The following is a 13,804-nucleotide window of genomic DNA, read 5'->3' on the forward strand; positions in this document are numbered from 1 at the left end:
GATTCTCCACAGGGTTTCCACATCGTTATCGGTGCGGCTCGCCTCCACGCCCTGGCCTCACGTAAATTCGGCATAGGCAATTCGCGTGAGCAAAGCTGCGCGGCGGTACCGCGCAGTGGAGGGGGCTGCGCGGTGCCGGGCCCGTCGGGCCGGCCGGTGCTCCGGCGTCAAGCGCGCGTTCGCGGTCGGGGTCGTCCGGCGGGGGGAACCGGGGGCGACACGCCCGGGACTCTGCAGGCACACCAAACCCTCCGAATCTCTCCGCATCTCAGGCGAAACGCCCGGCAATCCGCCCTGTTTCGGCCATGGGTGGGCCCTGAATCCCCCCTTCCGCGACCACTGAGGCGTCGTCGGCCGACTCCGGAGAGTAGTTGTGGCACGCCGATGCGCGCAGCATCACTTACGAAGGGTTATGGTGGAAACCCCCCCTCGGGCCGGTCCGTCTCCCCCCCACGGACCGGCCCGTTTTTTGTGCCCGCGAGCAGCCCGCTCTCCGCCGCCGCGAGCAGCCCGCTCTCCGGCCCCGCGCGCCCACCGGCTTCTCCGCGCCCGCGAGCACCGCGCTCGCCGCCCCGCGGCCCCCCGACGCCCAGGCGGCCACGAGGCAGGGCCAAGGTGCCCCCAGAACCGCGCCCCAGCCGCGCAGCGGTAGGCTTCGCCCGCGGGGACCGCCACCGTACGGAGGGGCTGACAATCACGTGAACCTGCGCGACAGGCTGCGCGGCCTGCTGGTCAGGCTGTACGCACGCCGGGTGGAAGGCCACCTGGACCACGCTCAGGTGCCCAAGCACATCGGCGTGATCATGGACGGCAACCGACGCTGGGCGAAGGCCGCGGGTTCCACCACCGCGCAGGGCCACCGGGCCGGTGCACACAAGATCGAGGAGTTCCTCGGCTGGTGCACCGAGACGGATGTCGAAGTCGTCACCCTCTGGCTGCTGTCGACGGACAACTTCGACCGCGCCAAGGAGGAGCTCGTCCCGCTCCTCGGCATCATCGAGGACGTCGTACGCACCCTCGCCGCCGACGGACGCTGGCGCGTGCACCACGTCGGCACCTCCGACCTGCTGCCCTCCGGGATGCAGACCGTGCTGAAGGAGGCCGAGGAGGCCACCGCCCACGTCGACGGGATACTGGTCAACGTCGCCATCGGGTACGGCGGCCGCCAGGAGATCGCCGACGCCGTCCGCTCGATGCTCCTCGACGCCCAGGACAAGGGCGTCTCGATGGAGGAACTCGCCGAGTCCGTCGACGTCGACATGATCGGCCGCCATCTCTACACCGGCGCCCAGCCCGACCCCGACCTCGTGATCCGCACCAGTGGCGAGCAGCGGCTGTCCGGTTTCATGCTGTGGCAGACGGCCCATTCGGAGTACTACTTCTGTGAGGTCTTCTGGCCGGCCTTCCGCAAGGTCGACTTCCTGCGCGCCCTGCGCGACTACGCCGCACGTCACCGCCGCTACGGCGGTTAGGACGGGCCGGGGGACGGTTCAGGACAGTTCGGGACGGGGCCGCCCGGTCACCCGTACGGCCCGCGAGAGGCCCCGGGGGTCCCGCTCGACGCGGACGTAACACGGAGTTCACCGGCGCGCCGTCATATGCCGTGGCATGGCCGTGCGTGTTCGAGGGCATAAGCCAAGCAGGTCGGTGCCCGAACCACGGGTACCGCATCTCAGCGGACGGCTCGGGGCCGTCCGCCCGGGAGGCCCTTTGCACCAGCCCGACCGTGTGTTCCCCGCACGGACGCAGCCGCGGAGGGCCGGTTCTCGGCCCGCCGTGCATCGGCGCCGTCAACCGGCCCAGCTCCTTCTCGTCGCTCCCCGACCTCATCCGAGGGGGTACGTCCTTCCGTGGTGACCAGCACAAAGCGCCGTATGCCAGACCGGCGCACCTATGTTCTCGACACCAGCGTCCTGCTGGCCGACCCGAACGCCCTGACCCGGTTCGACGAGCACGAGGTCGTGCTCCCGATCGTCGTGGTCACGGAGCTGGAGGCCAAGCGGCACCATCCCGAACTCGGTTACTTCGCCCGGCAGGCCCTGCGCCTGCTCGACGACTACCGGGTCCGGTACGGCCGTCTTGATTCCCCCATCCCGATCGGGGATCTCGGCGGCACGGTGCGTGTCGAGCTCAACCACTCGGACCCCAGCGTGCTGCCTTCCGGCTACCGCCTGGGGGACAACGACTCCCGCATCCTCGCGGTGGCCCGAAATCTTCAGGCCGAGGGGTTCGACGTCACCGTCGTGTCGAAGGACCTGCCCCTGAGGATCAAGGCGTCGTCCGTGGGGCTCCTCGCCGAGGAGTACCGCGCCGAACTCGCCATCACGGGCTCCTCCGGCTGGACCGGAATGTCCGAACTGACGCTGTCCGGCGAACAGGTGGACGTCCTCTTCGAGGAAGGGCATGTGTACGCGCCGGAGGCCTCCGACCTCCCGGTGCACACCGGCCTGACCATCCAGTCGGAGCGCGGCAAGGCGCTCGGCCGGGTGTCTCCCGAGGGCAATGTCCGCCTGGTGCGCGGGGATCGCGAGGTGTTCGGCATCAAGGGGCGCAGCGCCGAGCAGCGGATCGCGCTCGACGTGCTCCTCGACCCGGACATCGGGATCGTGTCGATGGGCGGGCGGGCCGGCACCGGCAAGTCGGCGCTGGCGCTGTGCGCGGGTCTGGAGGCGGTCCTGGAGCGCCGACAGCACCAGAAGGTGATGGTGTTCCGTCCGCTGTACGCGGTGGGCGGTCAGGAGCTGGGCTATCTGCCCGGCTCCGAGTCCGAGAAGATGAGCCCCTGGGCCCAGGCGGTCTTCGACACCCTCTCCGCGGTCACCAGCCGTGAGGTCATCGAGGAGATCACCGCGCGCGGGATGCTGGAGGTCCTCCCGCTCACCCACATCCGCGGGCGCTCGCTCCACGACGCGTTCGTGATCGTGGACGAGGCGCAGTCGCTCGAACGGAACGTCCTGCTGACCGTTCTGTCCCGAATCGGCGCGAACTCCCGGGTGGTTCTGACCCATGACGTGGCCCAGCGGGACAATCTGCGGGTCGGTCGCTACGACGGTGTGGTCGCCGTCGTGGAGAAGCTGAAGGGGCACCCGCTCTTCGCGCACGTGACGCTGACCCGGTCCGAGAGGTCCCAGATCGCGGCGCTTGTGACCGAAATGCTGGAGGACGTACAGATCTGAGAAACCGTTTCCCGGTTGTCCAATCGGGTCCGGTTACTCGTTGGTTGGCGCCGCCCGAGAAGGCAATGAGCCTAGTCGGGCGGCGCCTTCGCGTGTGGTCGTTTCGCGAAATCCCCGGGGCCAAACGAGATGTGAGCTTTCACACGCAACTCGGAATTGCCTCCCGGCGTCGGGTTACGGCAGAGTCTCACTCCTGTCAGGCCCCGCATACGACACATCTGTACCCCCAGCGGTACGGGACCGCAGTAGCACCAGTGCCAACTCCATAGCGTCGTCGTATGCCGCCCGCTCTTCACGCGGCGCTCCCGAGCAGGGAGTTGCCCATCGGGCCCGTGCCTCCCGTGACCACGTAGTGGGGAGGCCAGCGTTCAGGGCACGATTGCGTCCGCCAGGGTCACCGAAGCGGGCGATGCTGGAAGGAAACCGTGTGAGCCGGATCTCGGTCCGGGGATTCGCAGTGGCTTCGGCCACCGCGGTCACCGCCGTCGGAAGCGTCGTCGGCGTCGCCTCGGGCAGCAGCGCGCAGCCCATCGACGCAGAGGCGACGGCAAGCGACTCGACGCTCCTCGCGGACATACCCGCGGGTCAGCAGGCCCAGGTGCAGACCGCGTCCCTGACGCAGCAGGCCGACGCCCAGGCCATCGCCGCCGACGCGAGCGCCAAGAAGGACGCCGAGGAGGCGGCCCGTAAGGCTGCCGCCGAGAGCGCCGTCGCGAAGAAGGAAGCAGCCGAGAAGGCGGCCAAGAAGCGCGCCGAGGAGAAGGAGGCGGCGAGCCGCAGCACGCGTGACGCCTCCAGCTTCAGCGTGCAGAGCTCCTACAGCGTCGGGCAGATCCAGGCGATGGCGCGCCAGATGGTGCCGAGCGCCCAGTTCCAGTGCTTCAGCAACATCGTGGACCACGAGTCCAGCTGGAACTACCACGCCGTCAACGCCTCCTCCGGCGCCTACGGCCTCTTCCAGGCGCTGCCCGCCTCCAAGTACTCCTCCGCGGGCTCGGACTGGCAGACGAACCCGGCCACCCAGATCAAGTGGGGCCTCAGCTACATGGACGGCCGCTACGGCAGCCCCTGCGAGGCGTGGTCCTTCTGGCAGGCGAACCACTGGTACTAGACCGGCCCCGGCCGTCGGTGCTCAACCTTGCGAAGCCCCTCCCCGTCCTAGGGGGAGGGGCTTTCGCCATGTACGGTCGGATGCGACGACTCCAGGGGGGAGTGGTGAGGAGAATCGGGGGAAGAGAGCGGATCATGTCGCGAGTTCCAGGGTGGCTCAGTCGGCTCGGCTCCGGACTGAGCGAGATGGGTGAGCGTCTCGACAAGCGCAGGGCCGAGTTCGAGCGGGAGCAGGCGGACTCCGAACCGCCGCCCGCGCCGGCGCCGTCGGCTCCGCCGCCCCCACCGGCCGAGCACGCGCACGAGCCCGCGTCCGCCGGTCATCAGACCGTCGCGGTCGCCGTCCGCCCCGACCCCGTGCAGGCGGTTCCATGGGGTGTTCGGGTCGCGGCCGAGGCGAGTTGGCGGCTGCTGGTCCTCGCGGGGACCGTCTGGGTGCTGATGAGGGTCATCAGCGCGGTCCAACTCGTGGTGCTCGCCTTCGTGGCGGCACTGCTCATCACCGCCCTGCTCCAGCCGACGGTCGCCCGGCTGCGGCGCCTCGGCGTGCCGCGCGGCCTGGCCACCGCCCTCACGGCGATCCTCGGCTTCGTCGTCATGGGGTTGATCGGGTGGTTCGTGACCTGGCAGGTCGTGGAGAACATCGACAACCTCTCCACCCAGGTCCAGGACGGCATCGACGAACTGCGCAAGTGGCTGCTGAACAGCCCCTTCCACGTCACGGACAAACAGATCAACAAGATCGCCAAGAACCTGCGCGAGGCGATCGGCGCCAACACGGACCAGATCACCTCGGCGGGCCTGGAAGGCGTCACGGTCGTGGTCGAGGCCCTGACCGGCATCCTCCTGACCGTCTTCTCGACCCTCTTCCTGCTCTACGACGGCCGGCGCATCTGGGAGTGGTCGCTGAAGCTGGTTCCCGCCGCGGCCCGTCCCGGGGTCGCCGGCGCCGGACCGCGCGCCTGGCGCACGCTCACCGCCTACGTCCGCGGCACGGTGATAGTCGCGTTGATCGACGCGACCTTCATCGGCCTGGGCATCTACTTCCTCGACGTCCCGATGGCCGTCCCGCTGGCCGTCTTCATCTTCCTCTTCTCCTTCATCCCGCTGGTCGGCGCGGTGGCCTCGGGTGCGCTGGCGGTCGTCGTCGCCCTGGTCACCCAGGGCGTCTTCACCGCGCTCATGACCCTTGTGGTGGTCCTCGCGGTCCAGCAGATCGAGGGCCACATCCTCCAGCCGTTCATCCTCGGCCGCGCGGTCCGGGTCCATCCCCTCGCGGTGGTCCTCTCCGTCGCCGCGGGCGGCATGGTCGCCGGGATCGGCGGTGCGGTGGTGGCGGTGCCGCTGGTGGCGGTGACGAACACGGTCGTCGGCTACCTGCGCTCGTACTCCGAGAGTTCGGCCCCGCGCACGTCCCCCGCCCCGCGGGGCGCGACAGCCGTGGAACCGTCCCCGGTGGACACAGACACACCGAAGGCATAGGCGCCCGTCCCGTCCCCCGCTCCTCAGGCGCCGGAGGGACCGGAATCAGCCGGTCCGGCGTTCGAGGCCGAGGCGGGGGCCTGGGGGCGGGCAGCCCCCAGGGACGGGAGGGGGCGGCCTGGGGGCGGACACGCCGAGGCCCCGCCCACCCCTCACGGGGGTGAACGGGGCCCGAAGCGAACCGATGGGCGGAGCTACTCCGCCAGCACCGCCTCCGCGTCCAGCGTGACGCCGACCGCCTGGATCACCGAGGCGATCTTGAAGGCCTCCTGGACGACCTCACGCTCGACGCCCGCCTTGCGGAGCACCTGCTCGTGCGAGTCGAGGCACATGCCACAGCCGTTGATCGCCGAGACCGCGAAGGACCAGAGCTCGAAGTCGACCTTGTCGACACCGGGGTTGCCGATGACGTTCATCCGCAGACCCGCGCGCAGGGTGCCGTACTCGTGGTCCGACAGCAGGTGCCGGGTGCGGTAGAAGACGTTGTTCATCGCCATCACCGCGGCCGCGGCCTTGGCCGCCGTGTACGCCTCCGGCGACAGGGCCGCCTTGGCCTCCGGCTCCAGCTCACGCAGCACGATCGGCGACCGCGAGGCGATCGCGGTCGCCAGGACCGTGCCCCACAACTGCTGTGCGGGCAGGTCGGAGTTGCCGATGACCGAACCCAGGTTGAGCTTCAGGTCCTTGGCGTAGTCCGGGACGCGGGACTTGAGGGAGTCGAGGGACAACTCACTCACCGGCCAGCAGCGCGACCGGGTCCAGCGTCTGCTCGCCCTTGGTCCAGTTGCACGGGCACAGCTCGTCCGTCTGGAGCGCGTCCAGGACCCGCAGGACCTCCTTGGGGTTACGGCCGACGGAACCGGCGGTCACCATGGAGAACTGGATCTCGTTGTTCTGGTCGACGATGAAGACGGCGCGCTTGGCGAAGCCGTCCTCGCCCTCGATGCCCAGGTCACGCATGAGCTCGTGCTTGGAGTCGGCCATCATCGGGAACGGCAGGTCACGCAGGTCGTCGTGGTCCTTGCGCCAGGCGTGGTGCACGAACTCGGAGTCACCGGAGAAGCCGAGCACCTGGGCGTCACGGTCGGCGAACTCGTCGTTCAGCTTGCCGAAGGCCGCGATCTCGGTCGGGCACACGAAGGTGAAGTCCTTGGGCCACGCGAAAACGATCTTCCACTTGCCCTCGTAGGTCTTGTGGTCGATCGTCCCGAACTCCTTGCCCTTCTCCAGCGAGACGCAGGCGGTCAGTTCGAACTCGGGGAACTTGTCACCGACAGTGAGCACACGCTCTCCTTGCAACGAAGAAACACCTCTTCCGGGGGTGTTTCCCATGGGTTGGACGCTGGTGATGTTGGCACAGAGTGCATTGATTAGGGAAATTGATACACTCGGTTGTGTTGATCGGAGGCGGTTATTAGTGACTTTTGGTAATGGGAGCAAGAGGAGGCAGCCCAGCCTCGCCCAGCTGAGGGCCTTCGCCGCCGTGGCCGAGCATCTCCACTTCCGCGACGCCGCCGCGGCGATCGGCATGAGCCAGCCCGCGCTCTCCGGTGCCGTCGCCGCACTGGAGGAGACGCTCGGCGTGACGCTGCTGGAGCGCACGACGCGCAAGGTGCTGCTGTCCCCGGCCGGCGCCCGGCTCGCCGTACGCGCGAAGGCCGTCCTGGAGGAGGTCGGCGCGCTGCTGGAGGAGGCGGAAGCGGTCCGCGCGCCCTTCACCGGCGTCCTGCGCCTCGGGGTCATCCCCACCGTCGCGCCCTACCTCCTGCCCACCGTCCTGCGTCTTGTCCACGACCGCTATCCGCACCTCGACCTCCAGGTCCACGAGGAGCAGACCGCGAACCTGCTCGACGGCCTCACCGGCGGACGGCTCGACCTGCTGCTGCTCGCGGTGCCGCTCGGCATGCCGGGTGTGGTGGAACTCCCGCTCTTCGACGAGGACTTCGTGCTCGTCACGCCCCTCGACCACCGGCTCGGCGGCCAAGAGGGAATCCCCCGCGAGGCGCTGCGGGAGCTGAACCTGCTGCTCCTCGACGAGGGCCACTGTCTGCGCGACCAGGCTCTGGACATCTGCCGCGAGGCCGGGCGCGAGGACGCCCCGGTGACCACGACCGCCGCCGGTCTGTCCACGCTCGTCCAGCTCGTGGCCGGCGGTCTCGGCTGCACCCTGCTGCCACGCACCGCCGTCAGGGTGGAGACGACCCGCAGCACCGAGCTGCGCACCGGCTCCTTCGCCGACCCCGCCCCGAGCCGGCGGATCGCCCTCGCCATGCGCGCCGGGGCCGCGCGCGGCGCCGAGTACCGGGAACTGGCGTGCGCGCTGCGGGAGTCGCTGCGCCCGCTGCCGGTGCGGCTGCTCGACGAAGGCGTCTGAAAGCCTCGCCCAATCGTTCAAATGCGCACCGGACAATGCTCTTTGAACGGCTCGACACTTCAACTTCCGTCACCTGAAGACAGGTGGGGAGACCCCGTCCGGAATATGCGCCCCGGCTGATACACATACCCCCTCAGCGCTATGCGTCAGTCGTATGTGCGAAATCCCAAGGGGAGTGATGTCGGGTATTCGGGAGGGCACTCGGGATTCCCTCGGCCGGGTCGGCTACGACCTGTTGTCGCGTGCGTTGCTGGACTGCGGACGGGAGTGGTTCACGGGGGAACTGAGGGTGGCCGGATCCCCTGGCGGCACCTTTCACCTGCGCAACGGACTCGTCGTCTCGGTCGAGAGCCCCGGCGCCCCGGGCCCCGGCGCGCTGCTGCTGCGCTCCGGCCGGGTCACCGGCGAGCAGTGGGGCGCGCTGCTGCGGGAGTCGGGCGGCTCGCGCTGGCCGGCCGGCGGCCTGATCGCCCACGGGTACGCCGGAGCCGCCCAGCTCAGGGTGGTCTGCATGATGGCGTTGCAGGACGCGGCCTTCGCGGTCGTCGCGGGCCAGGTCGACGGCTGTGAACCGGTCGACGGGGCCGAGCCGCCCGCCGCCCCGGTCGCCGTGGGGGAGGCGTCCGCCCGGCTGCTTCAGGACGCGACCCGCAAACTGGCGGCTCTCGCCGCACTGCCGTATCCCGTGCGCCCGGAGCGGGAGCGGCCGGTACCCGCGCTGGTCTCCCGCGCCGGAGTCCGGCTCACCGCACTGCAGAGCGAGCTGCTCGTTCATGCCGACGGCCGCCGTACCGCCCGGGACCTGGCGTTCCGTACCGGGCGTGGGGTCTACACCGTCTCCGTCGAACTCGCCCGGATGCTCGGCGAAGGGCTGCTGGAGTGCGCCGACTCACCCGTGCCCATTCCGGTCCGGCTGCCGCCCGACGTCCAGAGCGTGCATCCCCGGGAGGCGCCCCCGCCGCCCGAACCACCCCCGCGCCCCACCGTGCTGCCCCGCAGGAAATCCCACCGCGAAACAGACCCCATGTCCCCCCACACGAAAAAGAAGAACAAATGCGATCGGAATTAGGGGAGTTGCATACATGGATCACAAGGCTCTGGCGCAGGAAATGCGCGGCCTGCGTGAGCAGGTGACCGGTATCACCGACACCGCGGTGGCCGCGGCGGACGGGCTGCTCATCGCGGCCGACACCGCCGACTCCATCGATCCGGAGGGCCTCGCCGCCCTCGCCGCGGCCGGCCTCGGACTCGCCCGCCGCACCGCCGAGGCGACCGACCGCGGTGCCCTGCACCGGACGGTCACCTACGGCAGCCACGGCTGCGCCGCCTTCTACGCCGTCGGCGACACCGCGCTGATGGTCGTACTCGGCGACGAGGGCATGGACGTGGACCGCCTGCACACGGCGACCCAGCCGGCCCTGAGCAGGATCGGCTCGATCCTCACCGCGCAGGACACCAAAGCTTCCGAGGGAGTGTGAAGGGATGGCGACGAAGCGTATGTCCCCAGGTTTCTCCGATCAGGTGATGGGCCTGGTCAAATCCTTGCGTACGGATGCCCCCGAGTGCGTCGCCTCCGGCGCGGTCGACATGTCCACGGGCATGCTGCTGTCGTACGAGACGGTCGACAACCATCCGCCCGAGGTGCTGGATCTGCTCGCGGGCGCGACCCTCGACCTGTTCCAGGGCCGTACGGTCGTGATGATCGAGGACGTCTTCAAAGAGCGGCGCGGCGTCGCGAGCGACAACCACTTCTTCCAGGAGATCCTCGTCAACAGCGAGAACCTCACTCACCTGTTCGTGCGGATGAACGAGCAACAGGACGTCGTCGCCGTGGTGGTGTGCCGCAAGTCGGTGAACGTCGGCATGCTGTTCGCCCAGGTCCGCCGGGTGGTGCGGGAGTACAGCCTCTGAGCGCGCGCGGGCCCCGCCCCGCCGACCCGGCCCGATCCGTGGGGATCGGGCCGGGTCCGGCAGGGGCGGGGCCCGTACGCGCGTCTCGTGCGGCTACTCCGTGCGCAGACCGTCCGGCCGCATCAGCCGCAGCAGCGGGGGCAGGCTGAGCAGCGTCACCACCAGGACCACCGCGGCGCCGACACCGACCATCGACAGGACACTCGCCCAGTCGACGCTCACCGCGGTGTTCGTCATCCGCAGCAGCACCGCGCCCAGTGCCAGGCCCACCGCCGAGGCCAGCAGCAGGCCGAGCGCGATCGGGATCGCCGTCTGCCACAGCACCGACAGGCTCAGCGTGCGCCGCCGGGTGCCGAAGGCGACCAGCGCCGAGAGCAGCTTCCGGCGTTCGCGCAACTGCTCCAGCTGGGAGACCAGCAGACTCGCGCCGATCAGGGCCAGCACGCACACGGCACCCACGAACAGACCGGTGCGGATGGAGGTGTACTTGCGGGACTGCTCGGTGGACGCCCAGGTCATCGGCTGGACGAGCGGGTCGATCCGCGCCGCCGCGTTGCGTACGTACTCGCGCGCGTCCGGGACGGCGGGGTCCAGGGAGAGGTAGATCCGTCCGCCGACGGCCGCCGCGCCCTGCGGAGGCAGCGCCGCCGGGGTGAGCAGGAAGCCGACGCGTTCGAGACCGGACGGGTCCTCCCGCGTTCGCGCCTGCTTCAGCCCCTCCGGGACCTGCCAGGCGACGGCCGCGCTCTCGCTGGTGTCACCGCTGTAGGCCGGGTCGAGGAACAGCGTGCGTCCGGCCTTGGCCAGCTTCGGCGTCTCGGTGTCCGATTCGGCGCCCCGCAGCTGGAAGACGTCGCCGTCCCGGCACGAGGGCAGCGTCGCCACCTCGCGCAGGGCCGCGCAGTCGCCCACCGTCACCGTGGAGGTCACCTCGGGATCCTTGCGCCGGTCGCCGAAGGACCCCTCGGACAGGGCCGTCACCTTCCGGACGCCCCGGGTGGCTCCCATGTCCCGGGAGACCTGGGCGAGCGGGACACCGTCCGGCACGTCCACCTGCATCTGCGCCCGGGTCACGTCGACAGTCGTCGCCTTGGTGAAGTCCGACTCCACTCCGGCGAAGAGCATCTGAAGGGCGATCGCGCCGGCCACGGCCACGGCGATGCCGTTGACCATGCGGGCCGCGGTACCGCTGCTCAGCTGGAGCCTGCGCACGGCCAGCTGCCAGGCGACACCGCCCGAGTTGAGCCGGGCGACGACCGCCTCCACCACCCAGGGCAGCAGCGCGGTCACGCCGACGAGCAGCAGCAGGACACCGCCGGTGACCAGGTAGCCGTTGAAGTCCCCGTTCGTGTGGCCCTGTCCGACCATCGGGTAGAGCAGGGCGAGCCCCGCGACCGGCAACAGCAGCCGCCACCACAGCCGGCGCCGCGCGGGCTTGGCCGTGCGCACCACACCGAGCGGCTCGATGACCACACCGCGCAGCGCGAACAGGGTCACCAGCACGGCTGCCGCGGGTACGGCGAGCACCACCAGCGCGGCGAGCGCGGGGGAGGGGTCGAGATAGCTCGGGAACACGCTGACGCGGAACACCTCGGCGTTGCCCGCGACCTGGCGCCCGATCAGGAAGAAGACGGTGCCGAAGACGAGTCCGAGGGCGGCGCCCGCGAGCGCCTCGCCGGCCGCGGTCCGCCGCACCATCCGGGCGTCGGAGCCGATCAGCCGCAGGGCCGCGAGCCGCCGGTCGCGCCGCTCGCCGCCGAACCGTACCGCCGCGGCGATGAAGACGGCGACCGGCATCAGCAGGACCACGAACACGACGAGGACGAGCAGCAGCAGGACCGGGTCGGTGGCCTCGGACGGCGAGGGGTTCGGGTCGCCGAAGGCGCTGATACGGGCCACGTTCGGCGGGTCGATCTTCGCGGCGAGGCCGTCGGCGCCCGCGTAGTAGGCCAGCTCGTGCGAGCCGACGAGTCCGTCCTCCGCGATGGTCCCGCTGATCCGGTACGGCAGCCGCTTCCGCAGCAGTTCGCCGTCCTTGGAGTCGAGCAGCCGCTTCAGCGCGGGGGAGACGACCATGTCGCCCGGCGCCGGGAACTTCTCCAGGCCCGGCGGCAGCGGTGCCCGCGGCCCCTCGGGCTGCATCGTCCGGCCGCGGACGTCCAGATCGTGGTAGGTGGTGTCGGTGTCCGAGATGACGAGGGTGTCGTCGGCCGCGGGCTTCGGGGTGAAGTCGTAGGTGTAGTCCAGCCGGGCCTGCTCGCGCTCGTGCCGCACGTCCAGAGCGCTGGGCAGGGCGGTGGTGAGCAGCAGCAGTGCCACTCCCAGGCCCACGCCGACCGCCGTGAGCAGGGCGCGGACCCATCCCTCGCGTCCGCCCGTGAAGGCGAAGCGGACGCCCATGGCCAGATCCCTGGACCACTGCCGCACGCTCATACGACGCGCTCCATGTCCCGTGACTTGCCGTCCCGTACGACGATCTCGCGGTCGGAGTAGGCGGCCACCCGTGCCTCGTGGGTGACCAGGACGACGGCCGCGTTGGTTGTGCGGGCCGCGTCGGTGAGCAGTTCCATCACGCGCTCGCCGTTGAGGGAGTCGAGGGCGCCGGTGGGTTCGTCGGCGAACAGCACGCGGGGGCTGGTGACCAGCGCCCGGGCCACGGCGACCCGCTGTCCCTGGCCGCCGGACACCTCGCCGGGCCGCTTGCCCTTGAGGTCGTCGACCTCCAGCCGCTCCATCCAGCCCAGGGCGGTCTTCTCGGCCGCCTTGCGGGAGGTGCCGTTCAGCCGCAGCGGCAGGGCGACGTTCTCGACGCAGGTGAGCTCGGGCACGAGCTGGCCGAACTGGAAGACGAACCCGAACTCGGAGCGGCGCAGCGCGCTGCGCTGGGCGTCGCTCATGGTCGCCATCTCGCGCCCGTCGTAGCGGATCGACCCGGAGTCGGGCGTGACGATCCCGGCGAGGCAGTGCAGCAGCGTCGACTTGCCGGAGCCGGAGGGGCCCATCACCGCGACGACCTCGCCGGGGTGGATGGAGAACTCGGCGCCGTCGAGCGCGTTGGTGGGCCCGTACGCCTTGCGCAGGTCGTGGGCGTGGAGCAGGGAGCCGGCGGGCGCGGTCACTCGGTCACCGCCTCGGCGAGCTTGTCGAGACGCGCGGCGGTCAGTTCGAGCCAGCGCAGGTCGGCCTCGAGGTGGAACAGCGCGTGATCGCAGATGAGCTGGTCGGCGAGGTCGCCCCGGCGCTTGCGGTCGGTGAGGATGCGCATGCCGCGCAGGTGCTCGGAGCGCTGGGTGTCGAGGATGTCGGCGGCGTCGCGGCGGGTGAGCAGCGCGAGGACGACCTTCGTGTACAGCGTCGACTGGAGGTACGGCTCGGGCTTCTCCGGCGTCGCGAGCCACTGCTCGACGTCGGTGATCCCGGCGTCGGTGATGGCGTACCGCTTGCGCTCGGGGCCGCCGCCTGCCTCGATCCCGTCGACTTCGACGAGTCCGTTCTTCAGCAGCCGGGACATCGTCGAGTAGACCTGGCCGTAGTGCAGCGGCCGGTCGTGACCGAACTTCTCGTCGAAGGCCCGCTTGAGGTCGTAACCGTGGCGGGGCCCGGACTCCAGGAGCCCTAGAAGAGTGTGACCAATGGACATGCCGGTGACTCTACACACCGTGTATACGCGCCATGTATACGCGCTGTGTGTAGATCATGGCGGCGGGTACGGGAGCCCAGGTGGGAGGCCATTGTCACGGTTCTGTCACCG

General features: G+C 70.2%; 13 protein-coding genes. 8 read left to right on the forward strand and 5 right to left on the reverse strand.

The features are described from left to right. Positions 1-698: 698 nt before the first annotated feature. The 4 genes from ACFV0T_RS12195 to ACFV0T_RS12210 all read left to right on the forward strand — a co-directional run bounded on the left by ACFV0T_RS12195 (position 699) and on the right by ACFV0T_RS12210 (position 5,768). A complete protein-coding gene (locus ACFV0T_RS12195) occupies positions 699-1,472 on the forward strand; it encodes an isoprenyl transferase (RefSeq protein ID WP_385777273.1) in 774 nt (257 codons plus the stop codon). Positions 1,473-1,850: 378 nt separating this feature from the next. Continuing rightward, entirely contained in the window at positions 1,851-3,176 is a 1,326-nt protein-coding gene (locus tag ACFV0T_RS12200) for a PhoH family protein (RefSeq protein WP_385777275.1), read from the forward strand. Between the two features lie 409 nt (positions 3,177-3,585). Next, positions 3,586-4,287 (forward strand): lytic transglycosylase domain-containing protein, encoded by a 702-nt coding sequence (locus ACFV0T_RS12205; RefSeq protein WP_385777277.1) that lies wholly within the window; start codon positions 3,586-3,588, stop codon positions 4,285-4,287. Between the two features lie 134 nt (positions 4,288-4,421). Further along, positions 4,422-5,768 (forward strand): AI-2E family transporter, encoded by a 1,347-nt coding sequence (locus ACFV0T_RS12210; protein WP_385777279.1) that lies wholly within the window; start codon positions 4,422-4,424, stop codon positions 5,766-5,768. A gap of 194 nt (positions 5,769-5,962) precedes the next feature. Here ACFV0T_RS12210 and ACFV0T_RS12215 read toward each other — a convergent pair whose 3' ends face one another. Both ACFV0T_RS12215 and ACFV0T_RS12220 read right to left on the reverse strand, forming a co-directional pair. Next, complete coding sequence (locus ACFV0T_RS12215) at positions 5,963-6,496, reverse strand: alkyl hydroperoxide reductase (RefSeq protein WP_385777397.1); 534 nt, start codon at positions 6,494-6,496, stop codon at positions 5,963-5,965. 1 nt (position 6,497) lies between these two features. Next, positions 6,498-7,052 (reverse strand): peroxiredoxin, encoded by a 555-nt coding sequence (locus ACFV0T_RS12220; RefSeq protein ID WP_385777281.1) that lies wholly within the window; start codon positions 7,050-7,052, stop codon positions 6,498-6,500. Between the two features lie 133 nt (positions 7,053-7,185). Between ACFV0T_RS12220 and ACFV0T_RS12225 the strand changes: the two genes are divergently transcribed. The 4 genes from ACFV0T_RS12225 (at position 7,186) to ACFV0T_RS12240 (ending at position 10,053) form a co-directional block, all read left to right on the forward strand. Next, positions 7,186-8,142: a LysR substrate-binding domain-containing protein gene (locus ACFV0T_RS12225; RefSeq protein ID WP_385777283.1), complete on the forward strand. Its 957-nt coding sequence runs from the start codon at positions 7,186-7,188 to the stop codon at positions 8,140-8,142. 178 nt (positions 8,143-8,320) lie between these two features. Further along, the gene (locus ACFV0T_RS12230) at positions 8,321-9,211 is read left to right on the forward strand and encodes a MarR family transcriptional regulator (RefSeq protein ID WP_385777285.1); all 891 of its coding nucleotides are present in this window, start codon (positions 8,321-8,323) and stop codon (positions 9,209-9,211) included. Positions 9,212-9,224: 13 nt separating this feature from the next. Further along, complete coding sequence (locus tag ACFV0T_RS12235) at positions 9,225-9,620, forward strand: roadblock/LC7 domain-containing protein (protein WP_385777287.1); 396 nt, start codon at positions 9,225-9,227, stop codon at positions 9,618-9,620. Positions 9,621-9,624: 4 nt separating this feature from the next. Beyond that, on the forward strand, positions 9,625-10,053 hold the full coding sequence (locus ACFV0T_RS12240; protein WP_385777289.1) for a hypothetical protein: 429 nt from the start codon (positions 9,625-9,627) through the stop codon (positions 10,051-10,053). A gap of 93 nt (positions 10,054-10,146) precedes the next feature. On the opposite strand, the gene ACFV0T_RS12245 is transcribed toward ACFV0T_RS12240, so the two are convergent. The 3 genes from ACFV0T_RS12245 to ACFV0T_RS12255 are packed head-to-tail and all read right to left on the reverse strand — an operon-like array spanning position 10,147 to position 13,693. Next, positions 10,147-12,486: an ABC transporter permease gene (locus ACFV0T_RS12245; protein WP_385777291.1), complete on the reverse strand. Its 2,340-nt coding sequence runs from the start codon at positions 12,484-12,486 to the stop codon at positions 10,147-10,149. Beyond that, positions 12,483-13,172 carry an ABC transporter ATP-binding protein gene (locus ACFV0T_RS12250; RefSeq protein ID WP_385777293.1) on the reverse strand — a complete coding sequence of 230 codons (690 nt, stop codon included), beginning with the start codon at positions 13,170-13,172 and terminating at the stop codon, positions 12,483-12,485. Before ACFV0T_RS12250 ends, ACFV0T_RS12245 begins: the two co-directional genes overlap by 4 nt. Then, positions 13,169-13,693, reverse strand: a complete 525-nt coding sequence (locus tag ACFV0T_RS12255; RefSeq protein WP_385777295.1) for a PadR family transcriptional regulator — start codon at positions 13,691-13,693, stop codon at positions 13,169-13,171. The genes ACFV0T_RS12250 and ACFV0T_RS12255 overlap by 4 nt, the downstream gene beginning before the upstream one ends. Between the last annotated feature and the right edge of the window lie 111 nt (positions 13,694-13,804).

Origin of the sequence: Streptomyces sp. NPDC059582 (assembly GCF_042735715.1) — a bacterium.
GTDB lineage: Bacteria > Actinomycetota > Actinomycetes > Streptomycetales > Streptomycetaceae > Streptomyces.